At 74.0% G+C, this 16,381-nt stretch carries 19 protein-coding genes; 6 read left to right on the top strand and 13 right to left on the bottom strand.

What is annotated here, in order from left to right; genetic code table 11:
• Nucleotides 1–175: 175 nt before the first annotated feature.
• From IE98_RS0103740 to tsaA, 10 genes are all read right to left on the bottom strand, one after another.
• Complete coding sequence (locus tag IE98_RS0103740) at nucleotides 176–793, bottom strand: GTP-binding protein (protein WP_030263960.1); 618 nt, start codon at nucleotides 791–793, stop codon at nucleotides 176–178.
• Nucleotides 774–1,133 carry a DUF742 domain-containing protein gene (locus tag IE98_RS0103735; RefSeq protein ID WP_030263957.1) on the bottom strand — a complete coding sequence of 120 codons (360 nt, stop codon included), beginning with the start codon at nucleotides 1,131–1,133 and terminating at the stop codon, nucleotides 774–776. The genes IE98_RS0103740 and IE98_RS0103735 overlap by 20 nt, the downstream gene beginning before the upstream one ends.
• Nucleotides 1,130–1,537, bottom strand: a complete 408-nt coding sequence (locus tag IE98_RS0103730) for a roadblock/LC7 domain-containing protein (RefSeq protein WP_030263955.1) — start codon at nucleotides 1,535–1,537, stop codon at nucleotides 1,130–1,132. Before IE98_RS0103730 ends, IE98_RS0103735 begins: the two co-directional genes overlap by 4 nt.
• Nucleotides 1,534–3,093, bottom strand: a complete 1,560-nt coding sequence (locus IE98_RS0103725) for an ATP-binding protein (protein WP_106976498.1) — start codon at nucleotides 3,091–3,093, stop codon at nucleotides 1,534–1,536. Before IE98_RS0103725 ends, IE98_RS0103730 begins: the two co-directional genes overlap by 4 nt.
• Nucleotides 3,094–3,687: 594 nt before the next feature.
• A complete protein-coding gene (locus IE98_RS0103720) occupies nucleotides 3,688–3,921 on the bottom strand; it encodes an amphi-Trp domain-containing protein (RefSeq protein ID WP_030263949.1) in 234 nt (77 codons plus the stop codon).
• Entirely contained in the window at nucleotides 3,918–5,159 is a 1,242-nt protein-coding gene (locus IE98_RS0103715) for an aromatic ring-hydroxylating oxygenase subunit alpha (protein ID WP_052390075.1), read from the bottom strand. Before IE98_RS0103715 ends, IE98_RS0103720 begins: the two co-directional genes overlap by 4 nt.
• A gap of 320 nt (nucleotides 5,160–5,479) precedes the next feature.
• Nucleotides 5,480–5,923, bottom strand: a complete 444-nt coding sequence (locus IE98_RS0103710; RefSeq protein WP_030263943.1) for an SRPBCC family protein — start codon at nucleotides 5,921–5,923, stop codon at nucleotides 5,480–5,482.
• Between the two features lie 179 nt (nucleotides 5,924–6,102).
• Entirely contained in the window at nucleotides 6,103–6,636 is a 534-nt protein-coding gene (locus IE98_RS48875) for a hypothetical protein (protein ID WP_052390074.1), read from the bottom strand.
• Between the two features lie 226 nt (nucleotides 6,637–6,862).
• The gene (locus IE98_RS0103700) at nucleotides 6,863–7,771 is read right to left on the bottom strand and encodes a lytic polysaccharide monooxygenase auxiliary activity family 9 protein (protein ID WP_030263936.1); all 909 of its coding nucleotides are present in this window, start codon (nucleotides 7,769–7,771) and stop codon (nucleotides 6,863–6,865) included.
• Nucleotides 7,772–7,959: 188 nt separating this feature from the next.
• Nucleotides 7,960–8,376 (bottom strand): tRNA (N6-threonylcarbamoyladenosine(37)-N6)-methyltransferase TrmO, encoded by a 417-nt coding sequence (gene tsaA, locus IE98_RS0103695; RefSeq protein WP_030263932.1) that lies wholly within the window; start codon nucleotides 8,374–8,376, stop codon nucleotides 7,960–7,962.
• A 159-nt stretch (nucleotides 8,377–8,535) separates the two neighbouring features.
• Between tsaA and IE98_RS0103690 the strand changes: the two genes are divergently transcribed.
• Nucleotides 8,536–9,018, top strand: a complete 483-nt coding sequence (locus tag IE98_RS0103690; RefSeq protein WP_052390073.1) for a DUF2871 domain-containing protein — start codon at nucleotides 8,536–8,538, stop codon at nucleotides 9,016–9,018.
• Between the two features lie 72 nt (nucleotides 9,019–9,090).
• On the opposite strand, the gene IE98_RS0103685 is transcribed toward IE98_RS0103690, so the two are convergent.
• A complete protein-coding gene (locus IE98_RS0103685; RefSeq protein ID WP_030263928.1) occupies nucleotides 9,091–11,154 on the bottom strand; it encodes a discoidin domain-containing protein in 2,064 nt (687 codons plus the stop codon).
• A 287-nt stretch (nucleotides 11,155–11,441) separates the two neighbouring features.
• Here IE98_RS0103685 and IE98_RS0103680 point away from each other — a divergent pair, with 287 nt between their 5' ends.
• Nucleotides 11,442–11,831 carry a nuclear transport factor 2 family protein gene (locus IE98_RS0103680; RefSeq protein ID WP_030263926.1) on the top strand — a complete coding sequence of 130 codons (390 nt, stop codon included), beginning with the start codon at nucleotides 11,442–11,444 and terminating at the stop codon, nucleotides 11,829–11,831.
• A gap of 58 nt (nucleotides 11,832–11,889) precedes the next feature.
• Here the strand turns inward: IE98_RS0103680 and IE98_RS0103675 are convergent, their stop codons facing one another.
• On the bottom strand, nucleotides 11,890–12,387 hold the full coding sequence (locus IE98_RS0103675) for a hypothetical protein (protein WP_030263924.1): 498 nt from the start codon (nucleotides 12,385–12,387) through the stop codon (nucleotides 11,890–11,892).
• A gap of 399 nt (nucleotides 12,388–12,786) precedes the next feature.
• Between IE98_RS0103675 and IE98_RS0103670 the strand changes: the two genes are divergently transcribed.
• The 3 genes from IE98_RS0103670 to IE98_RS0103660 all read left to right on the top strand — a co-directional run bounded on the left by IE98_RS0103670 (nucleotide 12,787) and on the right by IE98_RS0103660 (nucleotide 15,088).
• Nucleotides 12,787–13,995, top strand: coding sequence for an MFS transporter (locus IE98_RS0103670; RefSeq protein WP_159400814.1), 1,209 nt, complete (start codon nucleotides 12,787–12,789; stop codon nucleotides 13,993–13,995).
• Nucleotides 13,996–14,181: 186 nt separating this feature from the next.
• Complete coding sequence (locus IE98_RS0103665; protein ID WP_030263917.1) at nucleotides 14,182–14,709, top strand: hypothetical protein; 528 nt, start codon at nucleotides 14,182–14,184, stop codon at nucleotides 14,707–14,709.
• Nucleotides 14,710–14,854: 145 nt separating this feature from the next.
• Nucleotides 14,855–15,088, top strand: coding sequence for a hypothetical protein (locus IE98_RS0103660; protein ID WP_030263915.1), 234 nt, complete (start codon nucleotides 14,855–14,857; stop codon nucleotides 15,086–15,088).
• A 37-nt stretch (nucleotides 15,089–15,125) separates the two neighbouring features.
• Here IE98_RS0103660 and IE98_RS0103655 read toward each other — a convergent pair whose 3' ends face one another.
• Complete coding sequence (locus IE98_RS0103655) at nucleotides 15,126–15,896, bottom strand: alpha/beta fold hydrolase (RefSeq protein WP_030263912.1); 771 nt, start codon at nucleotides 15,894–15,896, stop codon at nucleotides 15,126–15,128.
• A gap of 61 nt (nucleotides 15,897–15,957) precedes the next feature.
• Here IE98_RS0103655 and IE98_RS0103650 point away from each other — a divergent pair, with 61 nt between their 5' ends.
• The gene (locus tag IE98_RS0103650) at nucleotides 15,958–16,377 is read left to right on the top strand and encodes a MarR family winged helix-turn-helix transcriptional regulator (protein WP_030263909.1); all 420 of its coding nucleotides are present in this window, start codon (nucleotides 15,958–15,960) and stop codon (nucleotides 16,375–16,377) included.
• Nucleotides 16,378–16,381 lie beyond the last annotated feature (4 nt).

Raw genomic sequence — 16,381 nt, 5'->3', positions numbered from 1 at the left:
CGGCAGTCATGTAACTGACTGAGTGCCGCGCGGCTGACAGGCAATCGCAGGACCGGCTGGCCGTCACCGACCCGACGGGGCAGCACCCGACCGCTCGTCCGTCACGCGAGCGCCGGGGTGTCGGCCGGGCAACGGACCATCGGTACGGCAACGGACCGTCAGCCGTGCGGGACCGTCACCGGCCCGCACGGGCGGAGAGGCCGTACAGGTAGCGCATCAGCGTCAGCAGGACGTCCTTGCTGGACTCCCGGGTCCGGGCGTCGCAGGCGACGATCGGCACCTCCGGGTCCAGGTCGAGGGCGGCCCGCAGCTCCTCCGTCGGGTAACCGGGCGACTCCGGGAAGGTGTTGACGGCGACGACGAACGGCACACCGCGGTCCTCCAACCGTCCGATCACGTCGAAGCTGACCTCCAGCCGCCGGGTGTCGACCAGGACCACCGCGCCGAGCGCCCCTTCGAACAGCCCGTTCCAGAGGAACCAGAACCGCTCCTGTCCGGGCGTGCCGAACACGTACAGCACCAGTTCGTCGGTGATGCTGATCCGGCCGAAGTCCATCGCCACGGTGGTGGACGTCTTGCGCTCGATGCCGGCCAGGTCGTCGACGCCCGCGCCGGCCTGGGTCATCGTCTCCTCGGTGGTCAGCGGCCGGATCTCGCTCACCGATCCGACGAGGGTGGTCTTGCCGACGCCGAAGCCGCCGACGATCACCACCTTGACCGCCATGGTGGCCGAGTCGGGCAGCAGGTCCGCACTCGCCGGCCCGGCGATCGTGTCAGAGCCTCTGTAGTCCATGGATCACCGCCTCCAGCAGGGCTCGGTCGGGAAGGATCGCCTGTGGGACGGGAGAACGCGCCTCGATCCGTCCGTCGGCGAGGAGGTCCGCCAGCAGCACGGTGACCGCGCTGGTCGGCAGCCCCAGGTAGGCGGAGATCTCGGCCACGGACAGCGGCGAACCGCAGATCCGCAGGATCGCCGCGAGTTCCGGCTGCATGGTGGGCGCCGGTTCCGCACGGGAGACGATCAGGGTGACCAGGTCGAACGCGGCCTGCTCGGCCAGACCGCTGCGGCCTCGGGTGATCACGTAGAGACGTTCGGGGATGCCCTCGTCCCAGTCCTGGTCGCCTGCACTCATGCGACCTGCTCGCCGTTGCGGGGCGGTGTACTGAGATGCTCGCCGATCCGGGCGACCAGGTCCCGCATCCGCTGGCCCATCAGGCCCGCGTCCACGCCCTCGTCGGCGAGCACGGCGAGGTAGGCCCGGGCGCCGGCGGACATCAGGTAGAAGAAGCCACCGCTCACCTCGATCACCACCAGCCGCATCCGGCCGTCGCCGTGCGGGAACTCGTGGCCCACCGCGCTGGCCAGGCTCTGCAGGCCGGCACACGCGGCGGCGAGACGGTCGGCGGTGTCCGGGTCGGTGCCGTACTGCGCCATCCGCAGGCCGTCCGCCGACAGCACGATGATGTGGCGGGTGTGCGGGACGCCGTTCGCCAGCTCCTTGAGCATCCAGTCCATGTTGCTGCGCTGCTGAATCACTGCTCGCCCTTCCCTGCCGACTCTTCACTGGTGGGGCCGGCCGCACCGGTGGACGGCGCGTGGCCGTTCACCCCCTCGTGGAACGCGGCCAGCCACATGCCGGGCTGCACCGGTGCCTGGGCCGGCTCGGGGACCCGGGAGACCTCCACCGGACCCGGCCGGGTGGGCCTGGCGTGGCGGCGGCGCTGCGGCAGCCCGTTCGGGGCCCGCTCGGCCACCACCGGAATCTCGTTGTCCGTACGGCCCGAATCCGCGAGGATCCCCGCGTTCGACCCGAACGGCTGACCGGTGGAGAACGCACCCGCCGTCGTCCGGCCGTACGGCCGCGGCTCGGAGGCGGGCTGCGGGATCGCGCCCGGGGCCGGCCGGAGGCCGGCGGCGGCGCCGATGCCGTGCGCCCGGCCGGTGGCGGGCGCCGTGGTGATCAGCTGCTGCGGCACGATCAGCACCGCCCGCACGCCGCCGTAGGCGGAGGGGCGCAGCGAGACCTGGAAGCCGTACGCCTGCGAGAGCCGGCCCACCACGGCCAGGCCGAGCCGGGGCGTCTCGCCGAGGTCGTTGAGGTCGATGCCGGCCTGTGCGTCCCGGAGCATGCGCTCGGCGCGGGCCCGGCCCTCCTCGCTGAGGCTGAGGCCGCCGTCCTCGATCTCGATCGCTATCCCGGCCTGCACCTCGGCGGCGGACAGGTGCACTCTGGTGTGCGGCGGCGAGTAGCGGGTGGCGTTGTCCAGCAGCTCGGCGAGGGCGTGGATCAGCGGTTCGACCGCGGGGCCGACCACGGCGACCTCGGAGACCGGGTGCAGTTCGACGCGCCGGTAGTCGAGGATGCGCGAGATGCCGCCGCGCAGTACCGAGTAGAGCGGAACCGCGCGGCTCCACTGGCGGCCGGGGCGGGCCCCGCCGAGGACGGCGATGCTGTCCGCGAGACGGCCGATCAGTGCGTTGCCGTGGTCGAGCAGCAGCAGGTCGTCGAGGACGGCCGGGTCGTTGCCGTGCCGGTCCTCCATGGTCCGCAGGTCCTGTGCCTGCCGGTGGACGATCGCCTGGACGCGGCGGGCGATGTTGACGAAGGCCCGCTGGGCGGATTCGCGCATCCCCTCCTCATTGTCGACCGCGTCCAGCACGGTGCGCAGCACGGCCTCCCGCGCGGCGCGGAACTCCGTGGCCGCGCCGGCCTCCCGGCGTTCGAACGCCTTGAGGACGTCCTCGGGGAACTCGCCGCGCTGGAGCCGGGCCACCGCCTCGGGCAGGGCGACCGTGGCCAGTTCGACCGTCTCGGCCTCCTGCCGGGCCAGCCGGGCGTGCAGTTCCTGCTCCTGCCGGGCGCACTGTTCGCGCAGGGCCGTCAGCGCGCGCCCCCGGCGGGCCGCCTCGGCGGCCGCCACCGCCACGGCCGCCGTGCACGCCAGCCCGCACCAGAGCACTCCCGCCCGGGCGCCGGCCGAGACCACCGACACGGCGGCGACCACGGCCGCCGCCGTCACCGCGGTGGGCAGGAGCCAGCCGAGGACGGGAGCGGAGACCCGGTTGGCGGGGGGCGATCCAGCACGAAGCATCGGCATCCTCAAGCGATCGAGTGGGTGGCGGGGGGACGGACGGGCGGCGGCCGCTCCGGGGGGCGTGGGGCTGCGTCTGGCGTGCGGCGCGGCACCTGCGTCGGTCCGGGTGACCTGGTGCGACGGCGGTGCGGCGGGCCGAGCCGGAAGAAGCATAGCCGGTTTCCGGACATATCTGACGCGTCCTCAAAAACGCTGCTGTGCACGTGAATCAGTGCATTCATGTGGGACGTGCCAGGGTTTCGGCCAGGTATTCGCATGCCGGTGCTCGACAGTCGGCGGACGGACCCGTCGGTCCGTCGGTCGCTGCCGCCAACCAGACTTGCCGCACCCGGAGTTGTCATGCCGGGGACCGGAGCGGGATTCATTCGTGCGGGCGGACTTCGGGCGGTGGGCCGTGCCGTCGCGGGATCATCTGCTATGGCGTGATCCACGGGGCGGCGTACCCGAAAAGACGGGAGGACGCCCGCCCGGGCGTCCTCCCGTCGATCACAACTCGTAAAGCCTCGAACGCTGTTGGCCGTCAGCGCCGTTCCGTGCGGCCGGTCGTCACCACCGTTCCGTGCACCCGCCGTCAGCGCCGTTCCGTGCGGCTCAGCCCTCGCCGGTCGACCACTTGAGCTCGATCTCCACCTCGATCTCGCCCTCGCCCGCCTCCACCTCCAGCTCGGTGCGCAGCTCGTCCGGGACGCGCAGGGTCAGCACCCCGGGGCCGAGCTCCAACTCGGCCTCGCCGCCGTGGCGCAGCGCGGCCGCCAGCGCCTCCAGCTGCGCCGCCGCCTCGATCCGCGACAGCGAGCGCTTCTGCTCGAACTTCAGGTCCTTCACGGCTGCCTCCGATCGGCCGGCCGCGGCTCGGGCGGCACCTGGACGGCTCCGTCGGCCGGGCCGTCGGCGGCCGCGCCGTGGCCGTTGACGGACGGCACCCCGCCGGAGCCGGCCTCCTGCGGGGCAGGGAGCGGAACGCCGTTGCTGCGCAGCACGTCCCGGACGTCCAGGATGAGCGGGAACACCTCGTGGTTCCGGTCCGCGCCCTGCTCGTCCCAGGCCCGCTGCTCGGCCTCGACCGCCATCCGGTCCTGGGCGAAGACCCGTTCGGTGAACCGCCGGATGAACGGCCAGGCCACGTGCAGCGCCCCGGGGACGGGCGGCTTCGCGATCATCAGCAGGCCGTATGCGTGGTTGGTGCGCTGCTCGGCGTCCTCCGGAACGTACGCCGCCCAGAGCGAGAAGGCGGGGAGTTCGGCGTCCTCCGGCACGTCGTGCAGGGTCTGGTACGGGTACTCGGTGCGGATGGTGATGACGTCCGGCCGGTCCTTGCCGCCGAAACCCTCGGCGGACAGCAGGCCCGCGCCGCGGTCCTTGCGGCCGCCGGCCGGGACGAAGAGGTAGCGCGCCTCCACGAACCGCGGCCCGGTCTCGTAGCCGAGCAGCTCGGGCTTGATCCGGCCCAGCACGCCGCGGTGCAGGAACTGGTGGTTCATGTCGAGCAGGTTCTCGTGCATGAACGAGTAGTGGCACTTCACCGTGCGGGAGAACGTCATGGTGCGGTGCGTGGGCGAGCCGAACTCCGGCAGCACCGGGAACGGTGCCGACTCGGCCTTCTCCGGATCGCCGGGGAAGACGAAGACCAGCCCGAAGGCCTCCCGCACCGGGTAGGACCGCACTCCGCGCGGCGGCCGCTCGCAGCCCTTCGGCAGGTACGGGATCTGCGAGATGCGGCCGTTCCCGCGGTAGGCCCAGGCGTGGTAACAGCAGCGCAGGATCTCGTCCTCCACCACGCCCATGCTGAGCGGCACCTGGCGGTGCGCGCAGCGGTCCTCCAGGGCGTAGACCTTGCCGCTGCGGCCGCGGTACAGCGCGATCCGCTCGCCGGCGAAGACGGCGGCGAAGGTGCGCTGCCGGTGGACCTTCCGCGACACCGCCACCGGGTACCAGTGGTCCGGATCGATGCCGATCCGCCGGAGGTCCGCGGGCGCCCCGCCGCGGTGGCCGTCCGGCCGGGGCGGGGCGGACGCCGCTCCGGCGGCGGACCGCCCGTCGACTCCGGGTCGGGCCTCGGTCATGTGCTGCTCCCTTGCGCTCGGGCCGGCGGGGGCGCCCACGGACACGGAGGTCGGGGACGCACACCCGTGGAACCGGCCGGCGTGCTCGGCGCAGAGCCGCTCCGGCGGTGGTCCGCCGGTGCCAGGGGCCGTCCGACGGGCCCTGGCGGCACTCCACGTTCCCACGGTCGCCGGAGGTCACCGGGACGGCAAATGCGGCGGTGCGGCGAGTGGTTGCCCCGGCCGTGCCGTTCGCTGCAGGACGGTGCGCTTCCGCGCCGGACGGTGCCGTTCCGCGCCGGGCGGTGCCGTTCCCTGCAGGACGGTGGACCGGCCGGGCGTCAGGAGTGCTCGACCGCGCTCTTGATCCGGTCGCCGAAGGCCGGTGCGTCCTTGCGGGCGGCGTGCAGGGCCGGGCCGAGCAGCAGCTTGCCGAGTCCGTGGCCGGCCAGTTCGTTGAAGATCCGGACCCTCGTCCGGCCGTCCGGCAGCGGTTCGAGGTCGTAGCCGCCCTCGGCGGTGATGAGGTTCTTGCTCTGCTCGGCCCAGCGGACCGTGCGCGGTGCCTCCAACCGGGTGATGCGGAACTCGCGGGCCGTCTTCATCCCTGCGTCCTTCACCGTGCTGCGGAAGACCGTGCCGACGCCGGTCGGGCCGTCCGGCGACTTGGTGATCCGCTGGACGCGGGGGCTGAACTCGGGGTCGTGCCGGCCGTCCGCCAGATAGGCGAAGACCTCGTCCACCGGCCGGTCGATCTCGACGGTCGCCTCGAACTGTCCGGACATGTCCGCTCCTCGCTGGCGTGCGGCGTGGTACGGCCAGGATTCCAGAGGTCCCGGGGCCGTGCCTCCCCGCCGCGCGCGGCCCCGGAACGGGGCGGGTGCGCCGCCCGTCCGGGTTGCCGGACGGCGGAGGGGCCCGATCGCCCGGCCGGTCGTGCCTCCGCCCGGCCGCCCGGCCGCCGTCAGCGGATCGCCCGTGTGTACGCATGTGCCTGCTCCGGCGTCAGCAGGTGCGACACCCGGACGAGGACCACGCCCGAGCGGTAGACGTAGTCCGGCCGGGCGCCGCCGCCCGGGGAGGGCTGCCGGCCGCCCAGGTCGCCGGCCCGTGCCTCGGCGTCCTCCGCGGTGGCGAACACCTCGACGGCGCCGCCGTACGAGACGGCGTCCCGCCGGTGTCCGGGGGCCTCCTCCTTGGCCAGCGGGCTGTTCGACACCCGGGTGTCGTCGAAGGCGGCCTTGGACACGTACTGGCGCGGCCGCCCGAGCAGCCGCTCCGGGTCGTCGGCACCGGTGTAGGCGGCGGTCAGCTTGACCGGCAGTCCGGAGGCGAGCAGATGCTTGGTGACGGCGGCCGCGTCACCGACCGCCCAGGTCGGACCGGAGGCCGGAGCCGCGCCCGGCCCGGTGGCGGTGGCCGCCGACCCGGGGTCGGCGCACGCGGTGGCGGCCGCGAGGACGGCGGTGCAGACGAGGGCGGTGGTGCGGACGCGCATGGGCTCCCCAGGGTCGGCGGTGCGAGGCGCGCCGACGCTACCGCCGCGGGCGCCCGGCGGGCCCGCCGCGTTGCGGAGCCGTGATCCGCCCGTCTCCCGATCAACACCCTCCCGGGGTGCCGCAGTTGCCCGGACCGGGCGGATGTCCGTGCGGTACGGGTGCCCGGAGGTGGTGCCCTGCCGGGCCGGTCGCGCGGTGCGGACCGGGCCCGGCAGGGACGCCGGGTCAGACGGCGGCGGCCACCGTCCGGGTGCGGCGGTACAGGTAAACCCCGGACGCGCCGGCGGAGACCAGCGACAGGCCCACCACGCCGAGCAGGACGGCGGAGGAGGCCGAGCCGGCGGCCGGCAGGACCGGGGCCGCCGCGAGCTCCGCGGTCGCCGCGGCCGCCGCCGCGCCGTGGTCGTGGTAGCTCACGGTGGACTTGGGCGCGTCGGCGACGAGCTGCTGCTCGGTCGGCGTGCCGGGCGCGATCGGGGCCGCGAGGCCCGCGGCGGCCGCCGAGCCGCCGAAGTCGACGTCCGAGCAGCCGTAGAAGGCCTCCGGGCTGTCGTTGCGCTGCCAGACCAGGTACACCAGCTGGCGGCCGGTGCGGCTGGGCAGGGTGCCGTTGAAGGTGTAGTAGCCGTTGGTGGCCGTCCGGCCGGTGGCGTACTGGGCGACCGGGTTGGCCAGGTCGAGGTCGGACCACTTCAGCGGCTGGGCCGGGTTGTAGCCGGTCTTGGTGATGTAGAGCGTCATGACGCCCTGGTGCGGGGCCGTGACGCGGAAGTTGAAGGTGTTGCTGCCCGCGGCGACGGAGGTGGCCGGCCAGTCGGTGCGGGCCATGTCGAGCGCCTTGTACTTGTCGCGGTTGGCCGAGCACAGCCTGCCGTCGGGGATGATCTGCTGGCTCCGGCCGTTGGCGTCGGCGATGTTGACCTCGTTCCAGTCGTACAGCGGCTGGGTGCCGCTCATCGCGACCAGGTCCTTGCAGACCTGGGACTGGGGGTGCTCGGGGCCCTCGGCGTAGCAGGCCGCCACCCGGCTGGTGGGGCCGAACAGTGAGCCGTGCGCGCTGGCCGTGCCGGCGGTCGCGGCCAGCGCGCCGGCCGTCAGGGCGCCGGCGGCGAGGACTCTGCGGGTCCAGGACATGGTTCTCCTCGTGCGGATTCGGGCCGGTCGTGGGGGAGCGGTGCGAACCCGGGGAGCCTGCGGGCGCGGCGGCGTGGACCCGACACACCGTCAGCCGCCCTGGAGCCTACGATTGGCCTATACCAATTGGCAAGGGGTCGGTACGGCGGTCGAGTTGGCGGAGCGGTCGTCGCCGGAGGGGTGCCGGATCAGCGTTCGGCGGAGCCGCGGAGGGCCGGCTTGACGTCCAGCACCGGGGTGCCGTCCAGTGCCTCCAGGCCGCCGACGAGCAGACGCAGGCCGTCGACCGCGAGGATGGTGACCCGGTGGAGTCCGATCGGGTTGGGGCGGTCCGGGGAGCGGGTGGCGAAGACGCCGGTCTCCGGGCGGGTGAGGTCGCCGCGTGGACGGACGGCGAGCACGCTGCGGTCGGCACGGTCGAGCCAGGTCAGCAGCAGGACCTCCTGGCCCGCCGTGAGTTCGCGCAGGCCCCTGGCCACCTCGGGCTCGAAGACCAGCCAGGCGTCCGGGCCGCCCTCGTCGCCCTGCTTCGGAGCCTCGGCCCGCGTCCGCAGCGGCGACTCCACCCGGCCGATCGCCCGTGCCGTGAACCCTGCGTCCGCCATGCCCCGAGCCTACGCCGCGACCCGCCGGCACCGGCGGAGGCGCGGGTGCGGCGGCGAGCCTGAGGTCACGGGATCTTCACCGGCCGCCCGGTTGATGGATCATCGGATTCCGGGTGAGGGTGGGGCGTCGAGATCCGACCCGGTCCGGAGGCGAGCAGTATGCGGAGAATCCTCAACACGGCGCACATCTACATGATCCTCGGGGTGGTCGGCGGTCTGTACTACCGCGAGCTGACCAAGGCCGAGGACTTCACCGGCGACTCCCAACTCGGCGTCGTCCACACCCATCTGCTGGCGCTCGGGATGCTCTTCTTCCTGATCGTGCTGGTACTGGAGAAGCAGTTCGGGCTGACCGGCAGCAGACTCTTCCCCTGGTTCTACTGGATCTACAACGCGGGCCTCGCCCTGACCGTCGGCATGATGACGGTGCACGGCACGCTGACCGTGCTGGGGCGCGGGAGCGGCGCGGCGATCGCCGGGATCGCCGGCCTCGGACACATCCTGCTGACCGCCGGGCTGGTCCTGCTCTTCGTCTGCCTCGGCAAGCGCCTGCCGGCCGGCTCCGGCTCCGCGCCCGGCTCCGCGCCGGACACCGCCGACCGGCCCGCCGAGGCCGCGCCGGCCGGGCCGCCGGCCGTCTGACCGGGGCGGTTCCCGCCGGACGCGGCGGGGCCGGCGCCCGTCCGGACACCGGCTCCGCACGCTCGCCCCCGGTCAGGGGCCGAAGACGCCGACCTCGTACAGCGAGTAGCCCCAGCCGGTGGCCCGCTTGACGCCGTGCACCCGCACGTAGCGGGCCGGGCCCGGGTCGAAGAAGGCCGTGTCGATGCCTCCGTTGCCCGCGGCCGTCGACCAGGCGGTGTGCCAGCTGCTGCCGTCCGCCGACAGCTCGATGCGGTACTCCCTGCCGTAGGCGCGCTCCCAGTCGAGGGTGACCCGGTTCACCGTCCGCACCGAGCCGAGGTCCACCTGCAGCCACTGGTCGTCGCTCCAGCCGCTCGCCCAGCGGGTGCCCCGGTCGCCGTCCACCGCCCGGCCGGGCCGGTAGCTGGTGAACAGCGACCACTCGGAGGAGCTGGCGGCCGCCGGCCGGCCCGCGGCGAGGTCGGTGCCCGGCCGGTGGCCCTCGGTGGCCTTCCAGGTGTCCAGGTAGGACTGGGCGCCGTGCATCAGGTCGTCGACCACGTCCTGGCCGCCGCTCAGCCGCATCTGCTCGATCCAGTCCGGCACGAGGCCGTCGTGCGCCATGCCGTCCTTGTTGAAGTCCCAGGTGCGGTCCCCGGTCACCTGCCGGTCGACCACCGATCCGCCGTCGGCGGTGCGGAACGGGTAGTGCACCGCGTTGGGGGCGTCCTCGCCGACCGGACCGGGCCAGCCGCCGACCCCGTTGAGGTCCGTGCCGTAGCCGTAGCCGACGTGGTACCGGTCGCGCAGGGCCTCCGTGCGGTGCGCCTCGGCGACGAAGCCGTCCGCGGAGTGCGCGTACTGCGCGGCGAACCCGCCGAGCCGGTACAGCCGTTCCGTCCACTGCAGGTCCATCCAGCTGTGACTGGAGATCACGCCCGGGTACGCCTGCGACTCCAGCAGCTCGAAGGCACGGTCGGCCGCCTTCACGCTCATGTGGTCGACCTCCAGCATCATGTGACGCTGCATCATGCCCCGCACGGCGTACTCGCCGAGCCGGGTGAGGCCGCGGGTGTTGCACTGGGCGTCGCCCGCGTACGTCGGGATCTGCACGCCCTTCGGCAGCAGGGAGGCCGCCTGCGCGGTCGGCAGGCCGATCGGGTTGTCGTGCTGCGGGCCGGCGCACTTCTCGGTCTTCCAGAAGGTGCCGGTCGACAGGAACTGCCCCGCGTTGACCGCGACGCCGATGGTGCCCTCGTCGAAGCGGACGCCGCACAGCGCGTTGTCGAACTTGTGGCACAGGAACATGCTGCGCACGCCGAGCTTGTACAGCTCGTCGAGGCCGCGGTCGATGTCGCCCTCGCCGCACTGGGCGATGTCCAGGATCTGCTTGCAGCCGAAGGGCTCCGAGGTCTCCACGCCGAGGACGACCGCCAGCTTGCCCTGCTCGATCACCTGGCGCGCCTGCGCGCTGTCGGTGACGATCCGGAACCAGCCCTTGCCCGGGCCGCCGTACATCCGGTCGATGTACGCCTGGAGGTCGTAGCTCTTCTGCGCCTCCAGCCGGATGGCCGTCATCTCGTCACAACTGCGGTCCTTGAACGGGTAGATCGAGCACAGCAGCCCGTTGGTGACGAGGTCGTTGACCAGGACGCGCTGGCCGCCGCGCCAGGCGCGCTCCACCCAGGCGTAGTAGTTCTGCTGGTGGCTCAGCGAGTCGTGGGCAGGCCAGTCCTTGAAGGTCGGCCAGCCGACCGGGTCGTGGTGGCCGTCGGCGCCGCCGGTGACGTTCTCGAACAGGGCGAGCGCACCGTCGGGGTAGTGCTCCGGACAGTCCTTGAGCGCGTCGGCCGCGCCCTTGTCCGAGAAGGTCGCCCCGCAGATGATGCGGCCGCCGAAACCCTCGTTGGACATCAGGTGGTTGTGCGCGTCGACGAAGCCGCGGACCTTGCCGTCGGCGTCGGTGCCGGTGAACGGCGCCCCCGTCACGTTGATCTGCGAGTCGGGCGCGGGTCGGGCCGCCGGCTCCCACCAGCCGTCCGCGGCGTGGGCCGCGGGGGCTCGGACGGCGCCGAAGGCACCGGCGGTGAGGGCGAGAAGCAGCGCCACGAGGGTGGTGGCCGTGCGGCTTCTGCGGCGGTGATGTGTGGTCAAGGAATCGCACCTCGCTTCATCGGGAGGCGGTGGGGGATTTTGTACTGCGCATGCCGTGCGGGATCCACCCGAGAATCGCGAGCGGCAAAGCACGCGTCAAGGCTCCGGGACGAATTGGCTACTGGCCGGTAAACGGACGAATTCCCTTGGGAACGGCGGATGGTGGCCCCTGCGGCCGTCCTGGTGTTGCTGACACCGGTATCAACACCACCCGTCGTGCACTGTTCGGGGCGCCGGGCGGCGGCCTAGGGTCGGTCCAGCACGAATCGCCCTCGGGAGGAGCCGGAATGGTGGAGAGCAGCGGACACGCAGGGGTCGCGGAGCGGTTCCTCGCCGCGTTCGGGGCGCGCGACGACGCGGGGCTGCGGGCGCTGCTGGCCGAGGACGTCGTCTGGTCGATGCCGGGCAGCGGAACGATCTCCGGCACCGTGCGCGGCCGGGACGCCGCAGCCACCCGCGCGTGGGAGATCGCCGGCCGCGGCGTCCGCACCGAACTGCTCCACGTCCTCGTCGGGCAGCACGGCGTCGCCCTCTCGCTGCACAACACCGCCGTCGCCGCCGACGGCCGCGAACTCGACGAGCACCTCGCCACCGTCCTCACCGTGCGGGACGGCGTGATCGCCGCCATCGACAGCTACCTGTCGGACGTCGACGGCATGAGCGCCTTCTTCGCCTGACCCGACCGGCGGACGGCGGGGGGAGGCGGTGCCGGCGAGGAGGGGGCGGCGGGGCCCGTCAGGCGAAGGCGGTCTCCGCGAAGGAGAGGCCGCCGCGCTCGCCGTGGGTGAGGGCGAGCCGCTGGGCGTGGCGCGGGGACTGCCGCAGGTACTGCTGGAAGCCCGTGGCCCGGAACCTGAGGTCGAAGGAGTGGCCCTCGATGTGCCACTGCGGGTCGTCGTGTCCGTCCTCGGCCGCCGAACGCCGCAGGTGGTCGATGTCGAGACTCAGGGCCGTTCCCTTGAAGTCGAGATCGCCCTCGATGTCCCGGACGTCCTCGAACGCGAGCGTGGAGGGCGCGATCCAGAAGCTGAAGTGCTTCTCCGGCGCGACCGGGTGCACCCACTTGATGATGTAGTCGATGTCGAGCACGAGGCGCGGCAGCGCATCCGCGGAGGCGCCCGGCTGGACGCAGAGGCCGTGGATGGTGACGTAGTGCCATCCCATGTCGTCGAAGTCGGCGTCGCTCCAGGTGCTCTTCGTCAGACCGGATTCCGCGTGGGTGCCTGTGCTCATGGCGACATCCAATCAGAACCGGACCGGCGCGTGCGGGAGCGCTCTGCGCTGGTGAGCGCCGTGATCCGGTCGGAAGCCCGGTCCGGGGCCCGGTCCGGGGCCCGGTCCGGCGCCCGCTGCCGGCCGCAGGGCCGGTCGGGTCCGGGGCGTCCTCGGGGGTCGGGCCCGGGTGTGTCCGCACGGTGCGTGGACGACTCCTTCCGGCCGCGGTCGGGTTCCGGGGGAGCGGGTTCGGCGAAGGCGGTGGTTGCGGGGTGGTGAGTGCCCGTAGGATTCCGGCATGGACATCTCCGGGCCGCACTGACAGGTCGACTCCGGCCGCCCCTCGCCCCTTCGCGGGCGGGTCGGGGCGGCGATCCGTCGATCCGTCATGTCCGCCTCCCGTACCGGAGCTCACCCGTGTCCCGAACCTCCCGGGGCAGCGTCGGCTGTCGCGCTGTCCTCTCCCTTCCGCATGCCCGTGCACCCTTCGCCGCGGCGTTGCTCGCCCGGCTGAGCTACGGCGTCCTCCCGTTGCCGCTGCTGCTCGCCCTGCGCGACGGCACCGGCTCGTTCGCGGCGGCCGGCCCGGCCGCCGGTGCGTTCGGTCTGCTCTCGGCGCTGCTCGGCCCGGCCCGGGCCCGGCTGGTGTCCCGCCGGCCTGCCGCGCTGATGGTCCTGACGTGCTGCTACACCCTGCTGCTGGTGGCGCTGGCGGCCGGCGCCGCCGCCGGTCTGCCGCCGTGGGCCGCCCTGGTGCTGGCCGCAGTGGCTGGTGTCTTCCCGCCGCCCGTGGGGCCGTTGATGCGCACGGTGTGGGGCGAGCTGACCGACGGCGAGGAGCAGCGCCGGTGCGCGCTGAGCCTCGACACGGTGGCCGAGTCGACGATCTTCGCCTGCGGTCCGGTGCTGGGCGGACTGCTCGCGGCCCGCACCTCGGCGGCCTGGGCGCTCGCCGTCTGCGCGCTGCTCGCCCTGACGGGTTTCGCCGCGTTCGCCCGGGCACTGCGGGGCCGGCCGGCGGCGGGCCCGGCGGAGTCCGCCCGCGGCGGCAGGATCCTCGGCCCGTTGCGGGCCCCCGGCTTCGCGCCGCTGCTGGCGGTGGTGCTCGCCGTCGCGGCGGCGCTCGCGGTCGACGAACTCGTGGTGGTCGCCGCCTGGGGTGCCGGTGCGGCCGGGCCGCTGCTCGCGCTGTTCTCGGTGGGCGGCGTGGTCGGTGGTCTGGTCTACGGGCGGCTGGCCTGGCGGGCCGCCCCCGGACGGCGGCTGCTGCTGCTCGCCGCCGCGGCGACCGCCTGCTACGGGCTGCCGGCCGTGCTGTTCGCCCCGCCCGGTGCCGCACTCGGCCTCTTCCTCGCGGGGGCCTGCACGGACGCGCTGCTGGTCACCGGCTACCTGCTGGTCGAGGACCTGGTGCCGACCGGTGCCCGGACGGAGGCCGGGGCCTGGGTGAACACCGCGTACAACCTGGGCGGCGCCCTGGGCTCGGCCGCGGGCGGGCTGCTGGCGGACCGGGCGGCGCCGGAGGCCGCCTTCACCGCGGCGGCCGTCCTCCTGGGCGCGGTCACGGCGTTCGCCGCGCTGCGGCCCTCGCGGCTGCGCGGCCGCGCCGAGGCGGCGGCGGTCTGACCGCCCCGCCGAGGGTGCGGGCGGGTGCCGTCCGGCCGAGCGGAGGACGGCACCCTTCGCCGCCGATCGAACAACGGCGGCAGCGGTGCGGTGGCACCATCATCCTTGCCGTGTATGCGGCAAGGAGGCCCGGGCGGCGGCCCGTCCCGCGCGGCGGCCGTCCATGACGCATGGACAGGAGTGCTCATGGCTGCGGCCCTTGAGTTCCGCACCGAGGCGAAGCCGGACCACGGCTGGATATTCGTGTACGACTCGGACGCCTGCGTTCCTGACTCCGCCGCCGCCCGGCGGAGCATGCGGACGGTGGTGGCGGGCATCGGCCCCCAGCTCCACATCCACAGCCTGCAGGGCACCTCGCCCGCCGAGATCGTCCTGCGGGTCTGGGACGCGCCGGTGTCCGGCGACGTTTTGGGGGAGTGCGAGGGCTTCTGTCCCGCCGTCCTGGACTGCCCCACCGGAACCGTGATCGTCCGGGCGTTCGTCCCCGAGTTCGCCGGATGCGTCGAACTGCCCCGGCCCGGGGTGTACGCGGCCCTGGTGTCGTGGCGAGGCAGGGAGGCCGCTGCCGCCCAGCAGACCTCGCTGCTGCGCAGCCTCGGGGAGCCGGAGGGGCAGGCCGATTCCGACAAGGTCTTCGCCGCCCACGCCGAGGTGCTGGAGTCCTACCGGATCGACCTGTGGTGGCAGTACGAGTCGGACATCGAACTCGACTGAAGTCCCCGGCTGCTGCAGGGCGCTTCCGGGTCGGGTGCGCCGGTGGGACGCTGGAACGGAGCGGTGTCCGAGGGGCGCGAGGACGCGCCGGGGCCGACGGGCGCCGCGCGGGTGGGGGATTCCTCCGGCAGGCGAGGAGCGCCCGGTGGACGAGGAGCGTCGCGGACCCGCCGGTCCGTCGCGCAGACCGCACTTCGTGCGGACCGGCGGTACGCCCGCACCGTCGCGGGCCCGCCGGGTGGCGGCCCTGCTGGCCGGGCGGTTCCGCGCCGACCGGCGGGCCGGGGCCGGCGGGGACGCGGGCGCGGATCCTGCGGGGGTGCACCCCTTCACCGGTTTCAACGCCAACGGGCGGGAGCATTCGGGCGGCGCCGGCTGACTCGGCCGGCGGGCGGCGCCCCGGCGGGCGGAGCGGGTCAGGCGAGGTGGGCGTCGAGGAGCGCGAAGGTGGCCTCGGGCTGCTCGATGTGCGGGAGGTGGCCGGCGGCGGGGACGAGGGCGAGCCGACCGTTTGCGAAGGCGCGGGCGTAGGCGGCGCCGTACGCGGGGGTGACGATCCGGTCGCTCTCGCCCCAGAGCAGCAGGGCGGGGACGCGGACCCCGCCGAGTCGGCCGAGCAGCTCGGGGTCGTGCATGTAGGGGTCGCCGGCGAGGGCGCGCATGGTGGCCGTGTTGCCCCGGCGGCGGGCGAGTTCGGCGGCGGGCAGGCCGGCCGGGTCGACGTAGTACCGCTCGGCGTCGTGCCAGGCGTGCTCGGCGAGGCCGCGGGCGTCGAGGGTGAGGACGTCGCGGATCGGCTCGTCCTCGACGTGCACGCCGACGGCGTTGACGAGGACCAGGCCGCCGACCGTCCCGACGGTGTCCCGGACGGCCATCTCGGCGGCGATCCAGCCGCCGAGCGAGGAGCCGACCAGCAGGACGTCCGTCAGCCCGCGGTCCCGTAGCAGCTGCAGGTAGGCGGTGGCGAGGTCGGCGATGCGGGTGAGCCGGTCGGGGCGGCGGGTGCCGTCCCAGCCGGGGTGGACGGGGGTCAGGGTGTGCCTGGTGCGGGCGAGGTGGGCGGAGAGGCCCGCCACGGTGGCCGGCCCGCCGCCGCCGTGGAGGACCAGGGCGGGGCGGCCGCTCCCGCTCTCGGAGAGGGTGAGGGCCGGGTCGTCGGGGAGCGCGATCGCGCGGTCGGTGGTCATGGGGCGAGCATAACTAAGGATGCTTATATAAGCTAGTTTTGTCATGGCCTAGAATCGGCCCATGCACAGTGAGCTGCAGGATCTCGGCAGGGCGGTCAAGCAGGTTCAGTACCGTCAGCACCGCGCGCTGGAGACGGGACTCGCCGCGGTCGGCACCACCCTCGCCCAGTGGGACGCGCTGCGCGCGGTCGGCCGGCTGCCCGGAGCCTCGGCCCGGACCCTCGCCGCCGAGACCTTCCAGACCGAGCAGGCCTTCGGCGCCCTCGCGGGCCGGCTCGTCGCCCAGGGGCTGGTCGAGCGGACCCCCGGCCGCGGCCGGCGCATCGAGCACCGGCTGACGCCCGCCGGCGAGCGGATGCTGGAGGCCGGCCGCGCCGTCGCGGAGGAGGTGCTCGCCGGGTGCTACGCGGACCTGCCGGCCGCCGACCGCACCGCCCTGCTGGGCCTGCTCCACCGGGTGCTCGGCGAGGGGCCCGCCTGACGGC

Source organism: Streptomyces sp. NRRL B-24484 (genome assembly GCF_000717715.1).
Taxonomy (GTDB): domain Bacteria; phylum Actinomycetota; class Actinomycetes; order Streptomycetales; family Streptomycetaceae; genus Kitasatospora.
The sequence above is the reverse complement of the archived record's forward strand: the minus strand, read 5'-3'. Positions and strand labels throughout refer to the sequence as shown.

Coding starts and splice junctions, on each gene's coding strand:
- IE98_RS0103735 (WP_030263957.1), bottom strand. CDS start 1,133: ATGAGTGCAGGCGACCAGGACTGGGACGAGGGCATCCCCGAACGTCTC.
- IE98_RS0103710 (WP_030263943.1), bottom strand. CDS start 5,923: ATGTCCGGACAGTTCGAGGCGACCGTCGAGATCGACCGGCCGGTGGAC.
- IE98_RS48875 (WP_052390074.1), bottom strand. CDS start 6,636: ATGCGCGTCCGCACCACCGCCCTCGTCTGCACCGCCGTCCTCGCGGCC.
- IE98_RS0103665 (WP_030263917.1), top strand. CDS start 14,182: ATGGCTGCGGCCCTTGAGTTCCGCACCGAGGCGAAGCCGGACCACGGC.
- tsaA (WP_030263932.1), bottom strand. CDS start 8,376: ATGGCGGACGCAGGGTTCACGGCACGGGCGATCGGCCGGGTGGAGTCG.
- IE98_RS0103715 (WP_052390075.1), bottom strand. CDS start 5,159: ATGACCGAGGCCCGACCCGGAGTCGACGGGCGGTCCGCCGCCGGAGCG.
- IE98_RS0103655 (WP_030263912.1), bottom strand. CDS start 15,896: ATGACCACCGACCGCGCGATCGCGCTCCCCGACGACCCGGCCCTCACC.
- IE98_RS0103690 (WP_052390073.1), top strand. CDS start 8,536: ATGCGGAGAATCCTCAACACGGCGCACATCTACATGATCCTCGGGGTG.
- IE98_RS0103675 (WP_030263924.1), bottom strand. CDS start 12,387: ATGAGCACAGGCACCCACGCGGAATCCGGTCTGACGAAGAGCACCTGG.
- IE98_RS0103725 (WP_106976498.1), bottom strand. CDS start 3,093: ATGCTTCGTGCTGGATCGCCCCCCGCCAACCGGGTCTCCGCTCCCGTC.
- IE98_RS0103650 (WP_030263909.1), top strand. CDS start 15,958: ATGCACAGTGAGCTGCAGGATCTCGGCAGGGCGGTCAAGCAGGTTCAG.
- IE98_RS0103740 (WP_030263960.1), bottom strand. CDS start 793: ATGGACTACAGAGGCTCTGACACGATCGCCGGGCCGGCGAGTGCGGAC.
- IE98_RS0103700 (WP_030263936.1), bottom strand. CDS start 7,771: ATGTCCTGGACCCGCAGAGTCCTCGCCGCCGGCGCCCTGACGGCCGGC.
- IE98_RS0103680 (WP_030263926.1), top strand. CDS start 11,442: ATGGTGGAGAGCAGCGGACACGCAGGGGTCGCGGAGCGGTTCCTCGCC.